General features: G+C 36.2%; 18 protein-coding genes, 4 tRNA genes and 1 other RNA gene. 9 read left to right on the forward strand and 14 right to left on the reverse strand.

Annotated elements, in window-relative coordinates; all coding sequences use genetic code 11:
* The first annotated feature begins 54 nt into the window (after positions 1 to 54).
* Entirely contained in the window at positions 55 to 501 is a 447-nt protein-coding gene (locus ACY0M5_RS18910) for a hypothetical protein (protein ID WP_461630229.1), read from the forward strand.
* Between the two features lie 301 nt (positions 502 to 802).
* On the opposite strand, the gene ACY0M5_RS18915 is transcribed toward ACY0M5_RS18910, so the two are convergent.
* From ACY0M5_RS18915 to ACY0M5_RS18930, 4 genes are read right to left on the reverse strand one after another with little or no spacing between them, the layout of a single operon-like run.
* The gene (locus tag ACY0M5_RS18915; protein ID WP_461630230.1) at positions 803 to 1813 is read right to left on the reverse strand and encodes a glycosyltransferase family 2 protein; all 1011 of its coding nucleotides are present in this window, start codon (positions 1811 to 1813) and stop codon (positions 803 to 805) included.
* Between the two features lies 1 nt (position 1814).
* On the reverse strand, positions 1815 to 2591 hold the full coding sequence (locus ACY0M5_RS18920; RefSeq protein WP_156194296.1) for a class I SAM-dependent methyltransferase: 777 nt from the start codon (positions 2589 to 2591) through the stop codon (positions 1815 to 1817).
* A gap of 58 nt (positions 2592 to 2649) precedes the next feature.
* On the reverse strand, positions 2650 to 3597 hold the full coding sequence (locus ACY0M5_RS18925) for a glycosyltransferase family 2 protein (RefSeq protein ID WP_461630231.1): 948 nt from the start codon (positions 3595 to 3597) through the stop codon (positions 2650 to 2652).
* Between the two features lie 9 nt (positions 3598 to 3606).
* A complete protein-coding gene (locus ACY0M5_RS18930) occupies positions 3607 to 4170 on the reverse strand; it encodes a DUF4199 domain-containing protein (RefSeq protein ID WP_461630232.1) in 564 nt (187 codons plus the stop codon).
* A gap of 251 nt (positions 4171 to 4421) precedes the next feature.
* Here ACY0M5_RS18930 and ffs point away from each other — a divergent pair.
* From ffs to ACY0M5_RS18965, 7 genes are all read left to right on the forward strand, one after another.
* An RNA gene (ffs, locus tag ACY0M5_RS18935) (signal recognition particle sRNA small type) lies at positions 4422 to 4518 on the forward strand.
* 30 nt (positions 4519 to 4548) lie between these two features.
* Positions 4549 to 4625: transfer RNA gene (locus ACY0M5_RS18940), tRNA-Thr, on the forward strand.
* Positions 4626 to 4713: 88 nt separating this feature from the next.
* Positions 4714 to 4787, forward strand: a tRNA-Thr gene (locus ACY0M5_RS18945).
* A gap of 37 nt (positions 4788 to 4824) precedes the next feature.
* Positions 4825 to 4896 (forward strand) — tRNA-Thr (locus ACY0M5_RS18950).
* 91 nt (positions 4897 to 4987) lie between these two features.
* A tRNA-Thr gene (locus tag ACY0M5_RS18955) sits at positions 4988 to 5061 on the forward strand.
* 166 nt (positions 5062 to 5227) lie between these two features.
* Positions 5228 to 5884, forward strand: coding sequence for a fructose-6-phosphate aldolase (gene fsa, locus ACY0M5_RS18960; RefSeq protein ID WP_101308812.1), 657 nt, complete (start codon positions 5228 to 5230; stop codon positions 5882 to 5884).
* A 183-nt stretch (positions 5885 to 6067) separates the two neighbouring features.
* Positions 6068 to 6679: an L-threonylcarbamoyladenylate synthase gene (locus ACY0M5_RS18965; protein ID WP_461630233.1), complete on the forward strand. Its 612-nt coding sequence runs from the start codon at positions 6068 to 6070 to the stop codon at positions 6677 to 6679.
* A gap of 556 nt (positions 6680 to 7235) precedes the next feature.
* Here ACY0M5_RS18965 and ACY0M5_RS18970 read toward each other — a convergent pair.
* The 8 genes from ACY0M5_RS18970 to ACY0M5_RS19005 form a co-directional block, all read right to left on the reverse strand.
* Positions 7236 to 8573: a TrkH family potassium uptake protein gene (locus tag ACY0M5_RS18970; protein ID WP_225441300.1), complete on the reverse strand. Its 1338-nt coding sequence runs from the start codon at positions 8571 to 8573 to the stop codon at positions 7236 to 7238.
* A gap of 168 nt (positions 8574 to 8741) precedes the next feature.
* Complete coding sequence (locus ACY0M5_RS18975; RefSeq protein WP_124991281.1) at positions 8742 to 10190, reverse strand: TrkH family potassium uptake protein; 1449 nt, start codon at positions 10188 to 10190, stop codon at positions 8742 to 8744.
* Between the two features lie 110 nt (positions 10191 to 10300).
* Positions 10301 to 11641 carry a Trk system potassium transporter TrkA gene (trkA, locus tag ACY0M5_RS18980; RefSeq protein WP_461630234.1) on the reverse strand — a complete coding sequence of 447 codons (1341 nt, stop codon included), beginning with the start codon at positions 11639 to 11641 and terminating at the stop codon, positions 10301 to 10303.
* Positions 11642 to 11810: 169 nt separating this feature from the next.
* Complete coding sequence (locus tag ACY0M5_RS18985) at positions 11811 to 13886, reverse strand: ComEC/Rec2 family competence protein (protein ID WP_461630235.1); 2076 nt, start codon at positions 13884 to 13886, stop codon at positions 11811 to 11813.
* A 128-nt stretch (positions 13887 to 14014) separates the two neighbouring features.
* The gene (locus ACY0M5_RS18990) at positions 14015 to 15043 is read right to left on the reverse strand and encodes a DUF6588 family protein (protein ID WP_461630236.1); all 1029 of its coding nucleotides are present in this window, start codon (positions 15041 to 15043) and stop codon (positions 14015 to 14017) included.
* 177 nt (positions 15044 to 15220) lie between these two features.
* Complete coding sequence (def, locus tag ACY0M5_RS18995) at positions 15221 to 15775, reverse strand: peptide deformylase (protein ID WP_124991285.1); 555 nt, start codon at positions 15773 to 15775, stop codon at positions 15221 to 15223.
* 37 nt (positions 15776 to 15812) lie between these two features.
* The gene (gene ruvX / locus ACY0M5_RS19000; protein ID WP_124991286.1) at positions 15813 to 16235 is read right to left on the reverse strand and encodes a Holliday junction resolvase RuvX; all 423 of its coding nucleotides are present in this window, start codon (positions 16233 to 16235) and stop codon (positions 15813 to 15815) included.
* A gap of 207 nt (positions 16236 to 16442) precedes the next feature.
* The gene (locus ACY0M5_RS19005; protein ID WP_461630237.1) at positions 16443 to 17216 is read right to left on the reverse strand and encodes a hypothetical protein; all 774 of its coding nucleotides are present in this window, start codon (positions 17214 to 17216) and stop codon (positions 16443 to 16445) included.
* A 151-nt stretch (positions 17217 to 17367) separates the two neighbouring features.
* On the opposite strand from ACY0M5_RS19005, the gene ACY0M5_RS19010 reads away from it, so the two are divergent.
* Positions 17368 to 18651 carry an LVIVD repeat-containing protein gene (locus ACY0M5_RS19010; protein WP_461630238.1) on the forward strand — a complete coding sequence of 428 codons (1284 nt, stop codon included), beginning with the start codon at positions 17368 to 17370 and terminating at the stop codon, positions 18649 to 18651.
* A 272-nt stretch (positions 18652 to 18923) separates the two neighbouring features.
* Here the strand turns inward: ACY0M5_RS19010 and ppdK are convergent, their stop codons facing one another.
* Together ppdK and ACY0M5_RS19020 are read right to left on the reverse strand one after the other, a co-directional pair.
* Positions 18924 to 21644: a pyruvate, phosphate dikinase gene (ppdK, locus tag ACY0M5_RS19015; RefSeq protein WP_461630239.1), complete on the reverse strand. Its 2721-nt coding sequence runs from the start codon at positions 21642 to 21644 to the stop codon at positions 18924 to 18926.
* Between the two features lie 320 nt (positions 21645 to 21964).
* The gene (locus ACY0M5_RS19020) at positions 21965 to 22978 is read right to left on the reverse strand and encodes a dihydroorotate dehydrogenase-like protein (RefSeq protein ID WP_124991290.1); all 1014 of its coding nucleotides are present in this window, start codon (positions 22976 to 22978) and stop codon (positions 21965 to 21967) included.
* Between the last annotated feature and the right edge of the window lie 227 nt (positions 22979 to 23205).

Raw genomic sequence — 23205 nt, forward strand, 5'->3', positions numbered from 1 at the left:
AATTCAATAAAATAACGTCTTAAAAAAATAAGACAAATTCTAAATTCAAAAAAAATGAAAACTTATTTGACAATTATTCTATCGCTTTTATTCCTTTCTGGATGCCTAAAAGATGACAACAACACTCCCGAAATAACTATCGATTGGGATAATTATGCGTATGCAATGAAGTGGACTGAAATTGGGAGCAAGACTGGAGAATCTGATTGGCAAAATATATCTGAGGGACAAAATTTGACCTTTTTTACTAATTCTATTGATGATGAACTTGAATTGCCCAACCATGGAATCATTCAATATAAACCAAGCGTCAATATAAATATAAAGGACAAAACGATCTATTCAAGAACAGATAGTACATTCGTACTTTATTTGTATCCAGATACAACAGAGGCCGATACAATATACCTAGCTTATGAGCTTTCGGATAGTTCGACCTTAGTGCTATCAGACACAACAGTAAGCCCTGCTACCCAAATTAAATACAGAAGAGACAATTAAAATGTACTGTCTCAATTTTTATCTCAGTGCATAATTCTGACACAAGCTACTGAATGTCCGTAAAATAAACGCAGTGAATTTATATTAATATTGAAATGATATTTTAAACCCATCGGGCAATGTGTGGGAAGACAGATACTGTAATATTATAGCCGATCAATTCCTGACCATGACAACACGTGGGTGCGGATTTAATCAAATACAATTTCAATCATTTTAAAGGAGGCCTCAAGAAAAAATCTGCCAGCGAAAGTGAGTTAAACAGACTGTAAAAGATAAGATGTTGCTCTTGTTCAAATTCCTATTCGTAAAACCCTTTCCCAAACACTCCAAATTCATCTTTCCCCAAAACTTTGTGTTTCCAAACGGCATCCAAAAATCCAATACCATATGCGAACAGCTGCACAAAACTTGCAGCAAGTGCTTTTATTGCAATGGCAAACGATTTGGTCTTTGTGAGTGCATCTGCAAACACCAGGAAAGCGTACAAAAGAACTGGAAAAGCAAAAATTCTGTGAACAGCTATTCCTAAAACTAATGCTCCAATTGTTCCGATTGCGAACAAAGATGGAAACAGAAAGAAGATCTTGAAGGTTTCCGGATAATGTTTAGAGATGATGTATCGGGTTTTTCCAAATCCGAAAACCTGCTTGTAGAATTTTTTAAAGGAGATTCTCCGCTTATGAAACACATATGCTTCGTGAACCAAACGGGTTTCAAATCCGCGTTTTATTACCTCTATAGCAAAAACCATATCTTCGCCCGGATGCATGGTAGTAACCGGAAATCCTCCGGTATCTTCATAAACTGCCTTCGAAAAGCCCAAATTAAAACTACGCGGATGAAATTTATGTACCTGCTTCTTCCCTCCCCGGATTCCACCGGTGGTGAAAAAAGAAGTCATGGCATAGGAAACTGCTTTCTGGAAATCCGAGAAATCGTCCATAGCGCCATCGGGGCCACCATAACAATCCACAAAATTGTCCGTCAGCTCTCTATGTATCGTTTCCATATAATGAGCAGGAAGGATACAATCCGAATCGAAAAACAGGTAATAATTCCCTTTTGCTCTGGCCAATCCGTAGTTACGCCCGATACTGGGGCCTTCGTTTTGTTTAAAGAAATAGGATATATTTATTCGGTCGCGGTACGTATCACAAAGCTCTTCGCTTTTTATCGATGAACCATCTTCAACAACAACCAATTCAAAATCTTTAAAAGTCTGCTCAGATAAACTATCAAGCAGTTCTTTCATCTCATCCGGACGATTGTACACCGGAATAATAATTGAAAATTTAATTTCTTCGGTCATCTTATCGTTTTTGATTGAAATAGAAAATTTCATTCATTGGCAAGCGATACTTTTCGGCCAAATCGGAAGAAATTTCTTTTGCATACTGAGATTGGGAAACAGAAAATCCCACTTTGGACAATTTATCGGCATAGTCTAATCCGTACAAACGAACATGATCTTTTTGACGGTACAGTCTCTCTCTCTCCTTCGGATCAGTAACCGTTGGATCTTCCATCGTTAGCGGATTTTTGGTGTCCATAGGAACTTGCAAAATGGCAAATCCTTCAGGTTTTAACACACGGTAAATCTCACTCATGGCTTTTGCATCATCTGTTACGTGCTCCAAAACATGGTTGCAGATCACCACATCGTATGATGCTTCGGAAAAGGGGATTTCCTGCACATCGAAATGCACATCAGCAATGGGAGATTCCAAATCAGCTGTGGTATAATCCAAATTAGGCAACTTTCTAAACCGCTTGTAAAAGCATTGTTCGGGAGCTATGTGCAGAACCTTAAGTTCCTTCGTGAAAAACTCTGTCTTTTCATTTAGATACAACCACATTAACCGATGACGTTCCAAAGAAAGGCATTTCGGACACAAAACATTATCACGCCCCGAGGCTTTAGTGTATCCGTAAGGAAGAAATTTACGAAAATGCCCGCCACATACCGGACATTCAACTTTATTTCCAATAAGAAATACGGCAAGCATACGATTTATTATCAGACTCATTCGAATCAAAATCGGACGAGGAAATATTTGCAGTAAAATTCGAATGATTCTCTTTATCATTTTTCCAGTAAACAGTTATCAGTAAACAGCTATCAGTTTTTACACATTCACTGATTATTTAAATTTCTTTTTCGATTTGGTAGGTATTGCGCTCTGATGAGCTGCGACTTACCAATTCAGCTATAAATCCGGTAAGGAACAACTGAGTTCCAATAATCATTGTTGTTAATGCAATAAAAAAGTACGGACTGTTGGTTACGCGGGGGGCTATTTCTCCTAAACTCATGCTATACAGTTTCTGAGCGCCAATCCACGCAGAAGCAAAAAAACCGACCAGAAACATTAATGTTCCCAGCAATCCAAAAAAGTGCATTGGCTTTTTACCAAACTTGCTGATAAAACTAATGGATAATAAATCGAGAAAACCATTGATGAAGCGGCTCAAACCAAACTTTGTTACACCATATTTTCTTTCCTGATGTTTAACCACTTTTTCTGTGATTTTAACAAAACCAGCTTCTTTGGCCAATATTGGAATGTATCTGTGCATTTCGCCATACACCTCAACACTTTTCACAACCTTTTTCTTATACGCTTTTAAACCGCAGTTAAAATCGTGCAGTTTAATACCAGACATGGCTCTTGCTGTTCTATTAAAAAATTTACTTGGAATTGTCTTGGAAATTGGATCGTAACGCTTCTGCTTCCATCCCGAAACCAAATCGAAACCATCTTCTTTTATCATACGGTACAGTTCCGGAATCTCATCCGGCGAATCCTGAAGATCTGCATCCATAGTTATAACAACATCGCCTTTAACAATTTCGAATCCACTAAAAAGCGCTGCCGATTTCCCGTAGTTTCGGCGGAATTTAATTCCTTTAACAGAAGAATACTTAGTTTGTAAATCCTCTATCACAGTCCAGGAAGTATCATTACTTCCATCATCAACTAAAACAACCTCATAGCTAAAACTATTTGCCTGCATCACCCGATCAATCCAGGCCAGTAATTCAGGAAGCGATTCTTCCTCATTATACAAAGGAACTACAACGGAGATATCCATATTGAAATTTTACTGATTATTCGATTCGTTAAATTTATCAATAGAGTTCTTATTAAACAAATTTCTGTTCTGACGAAAGAAAAAGGCCAAAATAAGAGAAAAAAGCAGCCCTGACAATGCTTTACTGAACCACTGTCCAAAAGCAAATAATCCAGGTGTGATATTCTTATAGATTCCCATCAGCAAATCGATATCTTTTTGCTGATATCCCATTTCATGCAGGCCCTTTTCCAGAAAAATTATAGCTTCTTTAATAATAGCCGTATCAAAAAAACTTGTTAAAACATAAATGAAAATGGAATAAAACATAGATGCAAATCCTATAATAAGGATTCCGGTTGCTAATGCCTTACCATAGCTAATTGCACCACCCAATTCATCATCGCGATATTTTTTCACGCCAAAAAAGATCCCGCTAACTATTAAAAATAGATTTATGGATCGAAGATTCGGATCAAAATTAACCGATAAATCTTTTAGGTAAACCACAAAGGCCGCTAAAATTAGTGCTCCTCCAACCAATGCCCCAAAAAGAAAAGTGTGTCTAAGTAATGAATTTTTAAAAATCTGCATGAAAGATAAATTTGTTTTTCGAGCACAAAGATATCCGTTTTTACAAGAAAGCCGTACTCAAAAAAGCTTAATTCTGATTTCAATTGCTCATTGTTTATATCCAAAATGAATGCTTCCTGAAAAAAAACATCGTTTAAAAAAAAAATTATTTCTCTGAGAATAAAACCATTGGCTATTCACCACCTAAAATTTAGATAAGAAGTTGCATAATTTGTTTGCGAGGAATCAGGATTTTTCTACTTTTGTCGTCGGGTAAGCACTATGCGACTAGCTCCTACTGAATCCCCCCAGGGTCGGAAGGCAGCAAGGGTAGGTGGTCGAAGCAGTGCGACGTAGCTGTTTACCCACTTTTTATACTTTTATTATTTGTATAAAAATGCCGATATAGCTCAGTTGGTCAGAGCAGCTGATTTGTAATCAGCAGGTCGCGGGTTCGAATCCCCCTATCGGCTCCAATAAAATTAAAAGAAAGCTTGCGGGCTTTCTTTCGTTCTTTACAAGATTATTTGAAGAGTCGTTTAGCCTTCAAAAAAGTAACAAAACGCCGATGTAGCTCAGTTGGTCAGAGCAGCTGATTTGTAATCAGCAGGTCGTGGGTTCGAATCCCTCCATCGGCTCAATTTAAGGAAGATGATCTCCTTTTATTTTGTTACTGCCGTTGTAGCTCAGGGGTAGAGCGCTTCCTTGGTAAGGAAGAGGTCATGAGTTCAATTCTCATCAATGGCTCAATTAAAACTATAAAGAAAGCTTCCGGGCTTGTTTTCGTTCTTTACAAGATTATTTGAAGGATCGTTTTACCTTCTAAAAATAACAAAACGCCGATGTAGCTCAGTTGGTCAGAGCAGCTGATTTGTAATCAGCAGGTCGTGGGTTCGAATCCCTCCATCGGCTCTTTTTTTACCCCCACCAACTTCATGTTTTTCGAATCTCTATGATGCGAAAATAGTTTCGCGTCTCTATGTTTTATTTCTTGAGTTCAAAACATATGCTATTCTTTGTATGTAAAAGAAATTAGTGTATTTTCGTTTTGAACAAATAACAAACTAAAAATCGTAAAATGAAGTTTTTTATCGACACAGCAAATCTTGATCAGATTAAAGAAGCGCAGGATTTAGGAATCCTTGACGGCGTTACCACTAACCCATCTCTTATGGCTAAGGAGGGGATTAAAGGGGAAGTAAACATCAAAAAGCACTATGTTGATATTTGCGAAATTGTAGATGGTGATGTAAGTGCTGAGGTTATTGCAACCGATTTTGAAGGAATGATTTCTGAAGGCTTGGAATTAGCCGCTCTTCATCCACAAATTGTTGTGAAAGTTCCTTGTACCAAAAATGGTATTAAAGCAGTAAAATACCTAAGCTCACAGGATATCAGAACTAACTGTACCTTGATATTCTCAGTAGGTCAGGCATTGTTGGCAGCTAAAGCGGGAGCAACATATGTATCTCCTTTTGTTGGCCGTTTAGATGATATTTGTACTGATGGTATTGACTTAATTCGTCAAATTGTAGATATGAACAGCTACTATGGTTTCGAAACTCAGGTTCTGGCTGCTTCAGTTCGTCACACCATGCACATGGTTCAATGTATCGAAGCTGGCGCTGATGTTACAACCAGTCCGCTTAGTGCCATTACAGGTCTGCTAAATCACCCTTTAACCGATAAAGGTTTGGAGCAATTCCTTGCTGATTACAACAAACTAAATGGTTAAACATTAGATGATATTATAAAAAAGGAGTGCTTCGGCACTCCTTTTTTGTTTGTATCAAATCCCAATCCGGCAGTACTCCAACCTCTTTCCTTTTCAAGCGGCAAAATAAATAGGCATCAGTACATTAGCTATTTCAAAGAATCTTTTATCTTTATCATCCGTAATAACCCAAAACCACTACAAATGCTTTTAAAATTGTATCCTGACAACCCCAACCATCGGGAATTCAGGAAAATTGCTGATATTTTAAAGGATGGCGGAATTATCATCTACCCAACTGATACCGTCTATGCCATTGGCTGTGACATAAACAATAATAAGGCCATACAGAAGATTGCTAATTTAAAAGGAGTAAATGCTGAACAAGCAAATTTTTCCTTAATATGCAGTAGTTTAAGCAACCTGTCGGAATACGCCAAAGTAGACAATACAACCTTTAAAATGATGAAGAAAAATTTACCCGGAGCCTTCACATTTATTCTACAGGCAAGTAGTAATGTTCCTAAATTATTCAAGAGTAAAAAGAAAACTGTTGGTATTCGTGTGCCTGATCATTACATTCCGATAAGTATTGTTGAGGAATTAGGGAATCCAATACTAACTACTTCAATTCATGATCCGGATGAAGTTGTTGAATACACCACCGATCCTGAATTAATTCATGAGAAATACAGCAAACAAGTTGATCTTGTTATTGATGGAGGTTACGGCAGAAACACTGCTTCTACAATTGTTGACTGTACTACTGATTCCTTTGAAATTATCCGACCAGGAATTGGTGAGTTAATACTATAAAACCAAACTTAAAAAGCAATGCCATCAACTGAATATTGACGGCATTGTTTTTAGTAATTATCTGGAAGCTGCAATCTCTGATGATCTGAGCAAACTAACGCGAAGCGCTACATGACCATCTGGCTTATTACCTATCAGTTCGGGTCTGAATCCCACTTCTTCGAGCTCTGATTTTACCAAACTTATTAACTCCGGACTTGCATTGTTAAAATGGTGAGTTGCAACAATACTTCCCTTGTTAAATTTATTTTCAAATTGCTCAAAAATTTTCCGCGTATCTGCCTGTATTTTGCCATCTCTTTCTCAATTAGATGATTGTACTCTGTAATGTTCTTCATAAATTTTTAATTGTAATGTTATTCAAAATGAATAAGACGAAATATTGATCAATATTAAACAAAACAATTGCAAAAAAACATGTTAAAGCATTCAAATTCTTACACGAACAAATGATTTTCAAACACAAAAATTACATTAACAGACTTACCAAAATAGCCCGCAACAAACATAATATATTGAGAATTGTATAACCAAAATAATTCTGCTGTTCAAATGCTTAATGTTTCCAAAAAGAAGGAGAAAATAATATTAGCACTGTAAATAATTCCAATCGACCAAGCAGCATTAAAAAGGATAAAAACCATTTTGCCAATGCAGGTAAGTGAAAGAAATTTTCCATTGGCCCAACCTCACCAAATCCAGGACCAATATTACCAAGCGTTGTTGCTACAGCACTAAATGCTGAATAAATATCAGGAGTCCATAAAGACATTAATATTGAGGAGATCATGAAAATGATAATATAAAAAACAAAAAACGCCAGAATGTTGGTAACTGTCTTTTGATCTACGACATGTCCATTGTAACGAATTGGAATTACTGCATTTGGATGCACCAAACGTTTTAGTTCGTAAAAACTGTTTTTAAAAAGCAATAAAATCCGCACTACTTTTACTCCTCCTCCTGTTGATCCGGCTGACCCTCCAACAAAGAACAATACAAAAACCAACATTCCTAAAAATGGTGTCCAAAGCAAATAATCGGCAGTTGCATAACCTGTTGTGGTTATAATTGAAACTACCGTAAACAAACTATCGCGAAATGCACGTTCGAGTCCAAAATTATCTCCTACAACCAAAACAAGTGTAATAATACCAGTAAACAACAGAACTACCAATGCGTAAAAACGAAACTCCTCATCCCTAAACACCTTTGTAGCTTTTCCCGTTACCATCGCATAAGCAAGGGTAAAGTTTGTTCCGGCAACAAACATGAAAAAGATAATAACATATTGCAGATATGGGGATGTAAAAAATCCCGCACTGGCTTGTTTGGTTGAATAACCACCTGTTGCCATAGTTGTTAACGAGTGGTTAATTGCATCAAAAAAATTCATTCCTCCAATAAAAAGCAGAATCGTTTCAGCGAAGGTAAACAGAATGTATAATCCCCATAAATTGCGAGCAGTCTCTTTAATTCTGGGAGTTAATTTATCAGGTGCAGGACCCGGGACTTCTGCGATAAACAATTCTCGTCCTCCTATCCCCAAAGTTGGAAGTATTGCAAGAAACATCACAATAATCCCCATTCCTCCCATCCATTGAGTAAGTGATCGCCAAAAAAGAATCCCGTGAGGCAATTCTTCAATATTATTAAGTATAGAAGAACCAGTAGTTGTGAAACCAGACATTGTTTCAAAAAAAGCATCGGTAACCGACGGAATAGCACCGCTAAAAAGATATGGCAAACATCCAAATATTGAAAAAACCACCCAAACAATGCTTACAATAATATAGCCTTCTCGTTTCCCAAGGTCTTTTCCAACACCTTTTGAAAGCATATAACTCATGCCGCCAACAGTAAAAGTAATCAGACCAGACTTCACGAAAGCCATACTATCAGATTCTTGATACAACAGCGAAACCAACAGTGACAGAAACAAGAAGAGGCTTTCCCCAATCAGGAGTTTACCAAGAATATTTAGTATTATTTTGTGCTTTACCACTTTGATTGCCTTAATATTTAACCAAAGATATAATTCTAAGGCTTTTTTTAATAATATCTATTGATTCTTCCAAAAAGAAGGAATAAAAATAATTAAAAAGGTGAACAACTCTAATCTACCTAATATCATTAAAAATGAAAGTATCCATTTACCTGCTTCCGGTACTGAAGCAAAATTATTCATGGGGCCAACAACTCCTAATCCAGGACCAATTCCTCCCATAGTTGTTGCCACTGCACCCATAGCCGAAATTAGATCCAAACCAATTAGTGTCATCGCAAAACAACCAATAAAAAAAACCATTATGTACAAAATAACAAAAGCCAGAATTTTAGAAATCACATCCTGTCCCACCATTTCTTTATTATAACGAACCGGTAATACTGCCGAAGGATGAATCATTCGCTTAAATTCCAGTATACTGTTTTTGAAGAGAAGTAAATGGCGAAGAATTTTAACTCCTCCCGATGTAGAACCAACACAAGCGCCTGTAAACATCAAGCCAAAAATGAGAAACACCAAATATGGATGCCATTGTGTGTAATCAGCACTTACAAAACCTGTACTTGTAATTATTGAAGTAACTTGAAATAAAGCATCACGAAATGATTTCTCGAAGGGCCCGTGATCCAAATAGACCAAGGTCAAAGTAATTATACTTGTTACCAATATAATTAAACCGGTATATACTCTAAATTCCTCATTCTTCCAGACCTTTTTCAACCTTCCTTTTATTGCAAAGTAATGAAGAGTAAAATTTACCCCGGCTAAAAACATAAATACAATAATCACATACTGGATGTAAGGAGAATAATTAGCAATACTCGAATTTTTAGTAGAAAACCCACCTGAAGCTAATGTTCCGAATGAATGACAAACAGCATCAAACAAATCCATTTCTCCAAACACCAAAAATAAGGTTTCGACTGCAACCAAAAGCATGTATATACCCCAAAGACGTTGCGCTGTTTCTTTAATACGCGGGTGTAATTTATCAGTAGTAATACCTGCGGCCTCAGCATTAAACATAGCCATTCCTCCAATTCCAAAAACGGGTAAAACAGCAACAGTCAACACCAAAATCCCCATTCCTCCCAATAAATGAGTTAAAGATCTCCAAAATAAGATGCCATGAGGTAAGGCTTCTATATCATTCACAATTGAAGCACCAGTAGTGGTAAAGCCAGATATGGTTTCAAAAAAAGCATCGGTGAAATTTGGGATATAGCCACCCAAAAGGAAAGGAAATGCTCCAAAGACAGAGAAGACAACCCAAACCAAGCTTACAACCAAAAATGCTTCCCGTTTACCAATATCTCTGCTGCAACCCCGGGTATACAGATATACAATGCCCCCAAATATAAAGCAAATACCCGCCGATTGTACAAAGTATATAAAATCACCCTCTCCATATAAAAGGGCTACTGCGGAACTAATAATCAGGAAAAAGCTTTCCACGATCATTAAAACCGACATCACATAAAAAACAAATTTCCAGTTGAGCATTTCGAACCAGCTTATTTTACAATTTCCAAAAAGGAAAAATATTGTTTAAAATTCGTTCTGTAAAAAGATAAAAAAGAGCCTGAATTTATTAAATTCGGCTCTTAGTACTATTATTTGAAGAACTTCTCAACTTTTTTAATTGCAGATGGAAGAGTAAACACAACAACCTTATCATTAGCCTGAATTTGAGTTTCACCTGTTGCAATAATACCTTCATCTTCCCTTATAATTCCACCAATATTGGCATCATCAGGAAAATCCATATCTTTTAATATACCTCTGGTAATTTTGGAACCGGGCTTAGCCACCAATTCAATAACCTCAGCCTCCGAAACAGTCAGCCATTTACAATGTTGAACATCGGCATCCATTGTAAATCGATAGATATAACTGGCAGCCAATAATTTTTTATTAATCATGGTACCAACACCAATATTATCAGCCAAATCGATATAATCAATATTTTCTACCTCCGCAATGGTTCTCTTCACCCCCATTTTTTTAGCCAACAAACAAGCTAAAATGTTCGTTTCCGAATTTCCTGTAACAGCAACGAAGGCATCCATTTTGTGAATCCCTTCTTCTTTCAGCAATTCCTTATCACGGCCATCACCGTTAATAACTAATGTATCCTGAAGTAAATCTGCAAGTTTTAAGCTTTTATCCTTATCAATTTCTATCAATTTAAGATTCATTTTCTTGCCCAGTTCCATCGCTGTTTTCTGACCAATACGACTTCCACCCAAAATCATCGCATTTTTAATTTCATATTTCTCTTTTCCGGCAAGACTCATCACCCGCTCCATTGCATCGGGTTTGCTTACCACAAAAACTAAATCGCCGCGGGAAAAACGATTGTGCCCTCTTGGGATGATCGTTACATCCTCACGTTTTATGGCAACGGCTCTAAAATCCAAATCAGCAGTCATTTCAGCAACTTCAGCCATGGTTTTATCCATAAATACTGACTTGCTGCTTATTTTTATTCCATACAAAAGAAGTTTACCTCCCGAGAACTCATACAATTGTCTTGTTCCCGATCTGGATAAATAACTAATTACCTCTTTTGAGGCCAATCGCTCCGGATAAATCAATTCATCAATTCCCAAACTTTTAAGGTATTCTTTATTTTCAGGAATCAAATATTCTTGATTATCAATACGGGCAATTGTTCGAATAGCACCCAACTTTTTAGCAAGAATAGATGACGTTATATTGGTCTCCTCTGATTGAGTTACAGCAATAAAAAGATCTGCTTTTTTGACCCGAGCTTCTTTAAGATCATTTAGTGATGAACTTGACCCTACAATGGTTAATAAATCCAGATGGGAATCAATCTCCTTTAATTTCTCTTCATCACTATCCAATAAGATAATATCATGATCTTCATTACTCAGCATTTTCGCCAAGTGTATTCCTACTGCCCCTGCGCCAGCAATTACAATCTTCATAACTTTGTTCCGTTAAATAAATGGAATTCGAAGCGGCAAATTAACACATAATCAAGCAAAATCTAAAGCTATTTGTTAAAAATTATTAATTAGCCAAGCTCTCTAAATTACCAAAAGACTTTATGAAATCAAAGAGGGAATCCGAAAGCTTTTCTTTCAATGATAAAAGTTAATTCACAGTTGACAAAACACAAAAATAAGCTTCATTATTCTGTACATCAAAAAGATTCGTTTCACCTTCATTTTCCTTTGAAAGATATCTTTTCCGGTCTCCGCTATAAATTGAAGCATCAAGTATCATTTTACAATTTGGAAATTCTTTTGTTATCATTTTTTTAGATTGCAAACCTCCCAAACGCAAAATAATATAGTCTGGCTGAATTAATTTTAATATTTTCTCCAAATTATTATCCCTTTTTCCGATTATGGCAACAACATCTTTACCCACCAACTTAATATCGATAGGTCTTAATGTATCAAAGCTTATTTTATTAATATTTTCCTTCAGAACAAAAGGTTGAATTATTCTATCACTTATTTCTGATGACATTTTCCCATCAACCAAGAACAATCCTTTGCTTCCCTCAACAAAACCAATAACACTATGCCCTTTGGAATTAAAAACCAGCATTTCATTTTTAGGAACCTGAAAAATTCGAATTGTAATTGGTAATTGAATGCCAATTAAAATAACTACAAATGCATAAACAGCTTTTTTTCGTTTAAATGACAAAAGCGCAATCAATGAAAAGAGAAGAAAATAAGTAAACAACAATTGATATTGACTTAAGGATAATTCTCTAATAACCGAACCTGGCAGAGCTTGAATTTTTACAATCAGAAAATTCATTCCTTCAACAAGATTTCGCAGTATCCACCCTAAACCTTCGGAAAGAATTCCGATTGGAGACAGAATAAGCAATAATGCAGAGAGATAAATAAGTATCCCTGCCATAGTTATTACGACATATCCGGAAAGTAAAAAGTAAGATGGAAACTGATGGAAGTAATAGACAGCCAAGGGGAATGTTCCAATTTGTGCAGCCAACGAAACCGTCGTAAGTTGCCACAACTTTTTCAAAATTGGATTTCCTATATAAAGAAGTTTATCGAACTGAGGTTGAAAAAACACAATACTTACAACAGCTAAATAGGAAAACTGAAAACCCACTGTAAACAGTAAAAAAGGATCAATTAATAGCAGAAAAAATGCCGATATAGCTAAGGAATTATAAATACTTCCGTCTCTTTTAAGTGCTTTTCCAATCACAATAAAACTAAACATGGTTGCTGATCTCATTACCGATGGGGACATTCCAGTTAAAAGTGCATAAGTCCAGAGCGTTAGTAAAAGAAGAATACCCTGCAAATAACGTCCGTATTTGAAACGAGCTAAAAATCGAATCAAATAATTCATAATCATATAAATAATCCCAACATGTAAGCCGGAAACCGCCAGAACATGCATTGCGCCGGCATCAGCCCAAGTTCTTTTAATTTCCGGATCCATTCCGGTTTTGTATCCTAATGTAAGGGCTGCCAGAATGTCAAAACTCTCATTTTGTATTCCATTTTTTCGGTAAATCGATAATAAATGATCCCTCCATTTTGAAGCCATCACTTTAATTGAAAAATCAGAAGCATTTCCTATCTGCTTCCATGATAAAGAGTCGGCGTAGGCAGAATACAAGATGTGTTGAGTTTTTAGATAAAATGCATAATCAAATTCATGCGGATTACCAGCGTTTTTTACTCTTTGAAGTTCAGTTTTTAGTACAAGCAGATCACCTATTCCAAGTTCCCTGGCCTTCGTGTCCTTTTGAAGGTAAATCATTGTTTTACCCAACACATTTTGCCACTTATCTGAAACTTTAATACTCTGAACATCCAATACAAAAGCAAAGCTCCTGCCCTTCTCTGCAGGTGTATCCAGCACCCTACCCTTTAAAATAATTTTAGATTTTGAAATGGGCAGATACATTTGGGACTGAATGTCATTGTAACGGATATTTCCAAATCCAAAACACAGAATAAATATAAAAAGCCCAAATAAACTGCGTAATGAATATGATTTACGGAGTTTCTCACTTAATGCAAAAAGAACAACTCCCAAAAGACCAAACAGAACCAAAATCCAATTTAAAATTTGAGGGATACTAACAATATCAGACAAAATAACTCCACACACCAATGGAAGTAAAAGCCGAAGAAAAGGATTTTGACGGAGCAACTCTCTAAAAGTCATTAATAATTCAATTTATGGTTAATGGAATTTAACACTAATCTTCTTAAAAAACAAAAGTCCCTGTTCACTTCACAGGAACAAGGACTTATTTATCTAATAAACAGAAAGCTGCAATACATTCAAAAAAATTATCTGAAACTGAATGCAATTCCTGCAGTAACCGTATTGTATTCTTGAAGAGTATAATCTCCGAAAATTTTAAAGAAACCCAGATTTAATCGAGTTCCAATGGTTGCTCTTACACCGCTTGCTTTAAAATCAACAGAAACCGGATCGACTAAAGTACCGGCATCGCCACTAATGTTTGTATTCACATCAGTATATTCTAATTTATATGTTCCCTTAATGTCTGCATCCATTTTTGCTGTATTGTAACCAACTGCACCATAAAACTCAATCAATTTTAAATTCACCGAAGCAATTGCCTGAATTGTATAGGCATTGGTTGTAAATTCCATCAACTGACCCTTTCCGTCAAAACCTGAATCTCCTTGAATATCATATTCTGAGGTCAGTTTTGTATAAGCGATCAGTGCGGAAACATCCACCGGAGTTTTATCAATTTTCAAGATTTTCGTTAAGCTTTTCTGAATTCCAATACCAAACATTCCAACTTCTAAGTCTGATGATCCGACTTTAGGAAGGTATCTCAATTTTAAATCGGCATCAATTCCAGGAATTCCAATACCTACCTGCAATGTAGCCGCTGGAACTGCATTCATGGGTAAATCACTGCCAATACCATCGGGAACACTAAATTCAGCAACATCAAAACTTCCATCACCTGATTCAATTCTGGCAAGCAAAGTTTCATTATTATTTCCTCCCATCAAAGTTTGAATTTGAGCAGAATTTCCCCCACTTTTCAGACTAATATTATTGTAATCACTTGCAGCAAATTGAAACACTTCGTCTTTTCCCGGAACCTTTGCCAAATTGGCAACAAAAGTGATATCAAAGCCTAATTTCTTGTGAGTTCGACCAGTTGAATACCAACCATTATTTAATCCGTACATAAAACCTTTAGCAACCGGATTCACATAATTTTCAGTCAATTTAGATGCGTCTTCTGTTCCTGCCAATAGGAATTGTTCAATATCCTGGGATTTACCTAAATATGGAACAAGAAAAATAAGTAGTAGTAATAATTTTTTCATCCTAAGAGATTTAAGTTAGTTTATCAGTCAACATCTGCTAATACGGAGGTTTCTAGTATTTGTTTAATTAAATTATAAAAATTCTGCAGCACAACACCTATTTTCAGGATTTCCCTAAAAATATAAACAAACCGTTTCCAAATAAAAAAACCCTACCGAAATGGTAAGGTTTTGAAATTATTTTGCGAGTGTAAATCGATATTTAGCTTTAAAAATCCCTTTCGATATACCTGTTAACTTTCCTTTTAAGAGCCTCTTTTTTAAAGGTGCACAATGATCTGTAAACAAGATTCCGTCCAAGTGATCGTATTCATGTTGAATAACCCGGGCTGCATATCCTGAGTACTCCTCTTCATGAAATTCCCAATTCTCATCGTAATACTCAATTTTAATGGTTTCAGGACGAATAACATCCTCATTTATGCCAGGAATACTTAAACATCCTTCAGACATAGACCATTCCTCTCCCGTACGTTCAGTAATTTTCGCATTAATGAACATTTTCTTAAAACCTTCCAATTCAGGTTCATCTTCGGCAAAAGAAGAACAGTCGAGCACAAACATTCTTATTGACCGCCCAACTTGTGGAGCTGCTAATCCAACTCCATCGGCAAAATACATGGTTTGCCACATATCATCCATAAATTTCTGCAATTCAGGATAATCCTTATCAATATCTTTAGCGACCTTCCTTAAAACAGGATGACCGTAAATGGTAATCGGTAAAATCATTCTTTTCTCTCTCTAATTATCTAAATCCAAATAAATCCTAAAACAGATTCCTTTTGGTTTCCATATACGATTGCAATATAATAGCAGCACTCACTTTATCAATCATCGCTTTATCTCTTCTTGCCTTTTTTCCTAAGCCACCATCAATCATGGTTTGAAAAGCAATTTTAGAGGTAAACCGTTCATCTACCAATTCGATTGGTATTTCGGGAAACTTCTTTTTCAATTGCCCCAAAAAAGGTTTTAGATATTTTACAGATTCACTATCCTCATTATTCATTTGCTTTGGATAGCCCACAACAATGCATTCAACCTCTTCTGTCTGAAAATATTTCTCCAAATAAGTCAATACATCTTTTGCTGCAACAGTATCCAAACCGTTTGCAATAATCTGAAATGGGTCTGTAACAGCCAGCCCAACCCTTTTCCTTCCGTAATCAATCGCTACAATTCGTGCCAAATTTCTTATTTAAACTAATTTTGAATTGCAAAGATATAAGAAACTGATTAAATTTTATCTATTTCTACAAAAATGAAGAGCAGTGAAGCTTATATAGAGAAAAAATTTACCATGCATAGAACTAAATAAAAAAAATCAGGACTCATCCTGATTTTATTTTTGAAAGTAAATACAATCTTCGAAACAATTCAAATCCAGAGTACTTTTTTAGAAAATTATACCAACATGAATAGAAAGTCGATTAATTTCCTGTTTTAAATATTCCATATCATCCGAGTAAGTATTGTGCCATTTGTGCTCCATTTTCTGATAGCGATAACCAATATTTAAAGTAAAATTAGTTTTAGAGCTATTTCCTAACACAAAACCAATTCCGGGATTAATCAACCAACCGCCCTTCGAATCGATATCTTCATTAGTAATGTAATAATAGCTTTGACCATCAATATTATCTAACGAAAAAGAATATCCCGACTGACAATACAAAAAGGCTTTAACTCCTTTAATCTTGGAATGGTATTTAACCTCTCCAAACAAAGGCATTTGTGCCTCATCATACGCTTCATAGCCACCACCTATTCCAAAAGACACTCCATTCTTAAGCAAGTAGCTTCCAGATAGTAACATACTAAAAGGAGCATTGTTTTTATTATCGTTATTTCCAACCAGTGCCCCCATACGAACTTCATAAAACATTCCCTCATTCTTCATGGGAAGACTATCCTTAGCCGTTTTTTGCATTCTTTTAGCCTCAAAGCGTATATCCGAAATATCTTCCATATCGAACTGCCAAAAATTCTTATCTCTGGTTTCCAGTTCAATAAATTGACCAGGAACTTGTCTGACAATTTTTCCTTTCAGAACATTACCATTTTTTAAGGTAACTACATCTACATTTCTCTGTGCCATTGTTCCGGTAACAGATAATATAACAAGTGCCATTATTAAAATTGGCTTAATTAATACGTTAGGAGTCTTCATAATCATGGTTTTGTTTTTTTTATTGATGATGCATCACGGTAATGGTTGCGTTGAATAAAACAATAAAAATGAAATAGAAGAACGCAACCCTCTGAATCAATTTGCATCATGAAATAAAACAAACCACTAAATCGATTTTAAATAAATTCACATGAAAACTACAAAATATTTCACCTTCCTATCGATGCTTATTTTATTATGTGCAGGAATTTGGTCTTGCGAAGATAAATTAGAGCATGAATACACAATAAATGAACCAGTCTATATGCCAACTGAGGAATTTAAGAATGCTGTTAAGACAGAAAGTGCCAAGGAAATGTTGGTTACCGGAAAAATCTATTTCTATCAGGATTATATTTTAGTAAATGAGAAATTCGAAGGAATTCATGTTATCGATAATTCAGATCCTACAAAACCAATAAACTCAAAATTCATTTCTATTCCGGGGAACATCGACATGGCCATAAAAGATGATATTCTTTATGCTGACTCCTACACCGATTTAATAGCTATAGATATCAGTGATATCAATACCATTTCAATAGAAAAACGATTCGCCGATATTTTCCCGTTTTCATTACCACCAACCGACAATAATTATCAAATTGGGCAAATTGATCCAGAAAAAGGTGTCGTAGTTGGTTGGAAAGTGAAAAGAATCAGCGAAAAGTACGTAGAGCCTAAATACTATCCTTACTATGATGATATCATGTTTTCAGAAGCATCTATGTCGAATGGTGCAAAAGCCTCCGCTGGAGGAACAGGAAAAGCAGGCTCTATGGCTAAATTCATGATAAATTCGAACACTCTTTATACGCTTGACTCCAGCTCATCGCTTCGATTGTTTGATATCTCTAATCCGGATCAAATATCGAAAAACGGCACACTAAACGTTGGCTGGGGAATGGAAACATTATTTGTCAATGAATCAAACCTATATATAGGAGCTAGAAATGGAATGTATATTTTCGATATCACAAACCCATTTGCACCACAATTCGTTTCACAATATTCTCATTTTATGAGTTGCGACCCAGTGGTGATGCACAATGATTTGGCATACATCACACTTCGTGCAGGAAATTTTTGCGGACAAAATACCAGTCAGCTGGATGTTGTCGACTTGAGTGACATTACTGCTCCCACATTGCTAAAATCATACAGTATGGAAAATCCGTACGGATTGGGTATTGATGATGATATGTTGTTTGTTTGCGACGGAACTGCCGGATTGAAAATTTACGATGCATCGGATCCCTTAAACTTAGGTTCCAATTTAGTGAAAGTGTACTCTGACATGACTCCTTATGACGTTATTCCTTTGGGTTCAATTTTAGTTTTAATATCTCCGGAAGGCTTGTTCCAATACGATTACTCGGATATCAATAACATTCAATTGCTTAGTTTTATTACTATTGCTCCAAAATTAGATTAAACCATTAACTTCAATAAACAACTAAGCTTGCTTCATTTGAGGCAAGCTTTTCTTTTTATTGATGAAACCGAGCATCTTACTTACTGATTTACACCAAATTAATATCAAAACTCATTTTACAAATCAGTTCTTTCAGAATCAACAATGGCGACTAGGTATGGCCAGAGGATGACTGGCTTGGCTTGTAAATAAATCATCACTATAAGAATACCATAAAACACGAAAGGCTGCCCCGAGGGACAGCCTTTCTATATATTGAGAATATAATTCTCTTAGTTTTGCTTCAAGTTTGCTTGAGCAGCAGCTAAACGTGCAATAGGCACACGGAAAGGAGAACAAGAAACGTAATCCATACCTACTGAGTTACAGAACTCAACAGAAGATGGCTCACCACCATGCTCACCACAAATACCTAATTTGATATCAGGACGAGTAGATTTTCCTTTTTCACAACCCATACGTACCAATTGTCCGATACCTTCTTGATCTAATACTTGGAAAGGATCATTTTTCAAGATTCCTTTTTCAATATAGATAGGTAAGAATTTACCAGCATCATCACGAGAATAACCGAATCCCATTTGAGTCAGGTCATTGGTTCCGAAAGAGAAGAATTCAGCATATTCAGCAATTGCATCCGCAGTAAGAGCAGCACGAGGAATCTCAATCATAGTACCTACTAAGAAATCCACTTTCACACCTTTCTCAGCGAAAACAGCAGCTGCAGTTTCTCTGATGATAGCTTCCTGCATTTGGAATTCTTTCAAAGTTCCGATTAATGGAACCATGATCTCTGGCTTAGGATCTTTTCCTTTAGCTTTCAAATCACAAGCAGCTTCGATAATAGCACGAGCCTGCATTTCAGTGATTTCAGGATATGTATTTCCTAAACGACAACCTCTGTGACCTAACATTGGGTTGAATTCGTGTAGAGACTCAACTTTTGCTTTCACGATAGATACATCGATACCTAATTTTTCAGCCATTTCAATTTGAGAAGCTTCATCGTTAGGAGTAAACTCGTGCAATGGTGGATCCAGTAAACGGATAGTTACACCAAAACCGTCCATAGCTCCCAAAATTCCAGAGAAATCTTCACGTTGAACAGGAAGCAATTTAGCCAAGGCAGCTTTACGACCTTCCACATTTTCTGCAAGAATCATCTCACGCATTTTCCAAATCTTATCGCCTTCGAAGAACATATGCTCTGTACGACAAAGACCAATACCTTTAGCTCCGAATTCACGGGCAGCTTTAGCATCAGCAGGAGTATCAGCGTTAGTACGAACGTACATACGAGTGTTGTTCTCTGCAACGTCCATCAATTTACCAAAATCACCATCTAATGAAGGAGTGATAGTTGCAACTTTACCTTCGTAAACTTTACCGGTAGTACCGTTCAATGAGATAAAATCACCTTCTTTAAAATCAACTCCATTGATAGTCATTGATTTTCCTGTTACCAAAACACCAGCAGCAGAAGAAATACAACATTTACCCATACCACGAGCAACAACAGCAGCGTGAGAAGTCATACCACCACGTTCTGTTAAAATACCTTCAGCAGCGTACATACCTTTCAAATCTTCTGGAGAAGTTTCGCGACGTACTAAAATTACTTTTTTACCTGCAGCAGCCCACTCTTCAGCAACTTCAGCAGAGAATACGATTTGACCAGTAGCAGCACCTGGAGAAGCTGGAAGACCTTTAGAAAGTTCTTTTGCAGCATCAATAGCTGATTGCTCAAATACAGGGTGAAGTAATTCATCCAATTTGTTAGGCTCCTGACGTAAGATTGCAGTTTTCTCATCAATCATACCTTGAGCTAACATATCAACAGCCATTTTTACCATAGCTGCACCAGTACGTTTACCATTACGTGTTTGCAACATCCAAAGTTTACCATCCTGAATGGTGAACTCCATATCCTGCATATCTGAATAATGATCTTCTAATTTTTGTTGAATTGTATTCAATTCGTTATATAATTCAGGCATAGCTTCTTCCATAGAAAGGAATTCAGCCTGACGAACTTCTTCAGAAGTACCGTTACGCTCAGCCCAACGCAATGAACCAACTTTAGTAATCTCAAGAGGAGTACGAACACCAGACACAACATCTTCACCTTGTGCATTGATCAAATACTCACCGTTGAATTGGTCTTCACCAGTAGCAGCATCACGAGAGAAACAAACTCCTGTAGCAGAAGTAACACCCATGTTACCATATACCATAGCTTGTACATTTACAGCAGTACCCCACTCAGAAGGGATGTTTTCCATTTTACGGTAAAGAATAGCTCTTTCAGTATTCCAGGAATCGAATACAGCACAAACAGAACCCCAAAGTTGATCCCAAGGATTAGTAGGGAAATCAACACCAGCGTGCTCACGAACTACTGCTTTGTAACCTTCAACAAGATTTTTAAGGTCTTCTACAGTTAATTCTGTATCAACTTTATATCCTTTAGCTGCTTTTAACTCATCCAAAACAACTTCGAATGGGTTGTGATGACCTTCTTCAGCCTCAACACCCATAACTACATCACCGTACATGTGAATGAAACGACGATATGAATCGTAAGCAAATTTTTCGTTACCTGATTTTTCAGCAACAATTTTCACGGTATCATCATTCATACCAAGGTTTAGAACAGTGTTCATCATACCTGGCATAGAAGCACGAGCACCAGAACGAACTGATACCAATAATGGAAACGAACCATCTTTAGCATCGAATTTAGCGTTCATTGCAACTTCTGTATCTTTCACAGCAGCTTCAACTTGTTCTTTAATCATTGCTACAACAGCATCTTTTCCAAGATTGTTGTAATCAGTACAAACTTCAGTAGTGATAGTGAAACCTGCAGGTACAGGAACACCAATTAGGTTCATTTCAGCAAGGTTAGCACCCTTACCTCCAAGCAAATTCTTCATGTCTGCTTTACCTTCGGCCTTACCGTCACCAAAAGTATAAACGTACTTAGTACTCATAATTATCGCTTTTTAGTTTTAATGTTATTTTCATGCAATAAATTAAAGCATTCAATAACAATTATATATTAACTTATAATCTTCAAAAACATAAATTTTCAAGACATTATTCAATAATACGCCCTGAAAATTGTACACAAAAGTAGTGTTCTTTTTTTTAAAAAGGAAGTAAAGGACTGACAATCTAACTGTCTTTTTCCAAATGATTTAGACTTTTATTTTTCAAACGTTTGCAGCACATTTATACACTCTTTTACGGAAGGTTATTCCATAAAAACAGCCGATCTTTTGATCGGCTGTTTCATCAAATTATCAAACCTTTATCTCATTGGATACTTATTAATTATTTCTTCAGGATGAAGAATAAAATCCAAATATTGTGCTCTGTAATAAATATCAGAAGCTTTTAATTCATTATCGGACAGTTTACCTCTGAATTCGTCAATGCTTTTGTATCCTTTTTTATCCATCCACTGCTCCAGTTCCGAAAGAATCTGTGCTATGTATGCAGGATCATTCTTGTACAGTGCACTCACCATCTGAACAATACAGGCACCACTCAATAACATTTGCAATACATCTTCGTAAGTGTAAATTCCATTGGTACCACACAATCCTCCGGCAATCTTCTTATACAGCAAACCAACATAACGCAATCCCAATTTATAATCCCCTTGATGACTCAAATTAAAATTAGTGACATGACGTTCTGTATGAATATCAATTTCCGGTTGAAATAAACGATTAAACAACACAAAAGCCGAAGCTCCAGCCTGATCTAAACGATTTACAAAATTCAATGTATTTGTATAGTATGGACTTAATTTGATACAAAAGGGAATTGATAATCTCTTTTTAAGAGTTTTAACAATTTCCACTTTCTCATCTTCCAATTGAGCGGCTGTTTTATCTACAGTCCCCGGCATTTGGTAAAAATTCAATTCCAAAGCATCCACACCGGCATCTTCCAATTGCTTGGCGTAATCGAACCAGGTAACATCGTAAATACAATTTAAGCTGGCAATTACAGGAATGCTAACCGCCTTTTTAACTTCAGACAACCTCATGATATGAGCCTTGGCACCAGCATGCTCAATTGCAGGGAAAATGGAGATCATCTCAGCATTTCTATCTGTGTACTCATCAAGTTCGTCGGCTAATTGCGCTCGTTCCATTTGAATTTGCTCTTCGAAAAGAGATTTGTAAACAATTGCTGCGGCTCCCGCTCTTTCCAATTCCCGGGCTCCTTCTACGGTAGCTGAAAGGGTGCATGCTCCAACAATTATGGGATTTTTAAGTTGCAATCCCATGAATTCAACGTTTAAATTTGCCATATGATTTTCGATTTTAAATTTCTGTTCTTACTAAATTTAATAAATGGACTTGATATATTCAACCAAAAATCAAATTTAATAATCTGAAAATCAATATAAAACAATTAAAAGCCCACAAATAAAGGACTTGCGAGTCTTATTAGAAATATAACTAAAAAAATCCCACCTCCTAATTATCCTCTCATTTCAATACCTACAGATTATATCAGCGGGATCGTACTAATTAT

It is taken from the genome of Labilibaculum euxinicum, assembly GCF_963678175.1.
Classification (GTDB): Bacteria; Bacteroidota; Bacteroidia; order Bacteroidales; family Marinifilaceae; genus Labilibaculum; species Labilibaculum euxinus.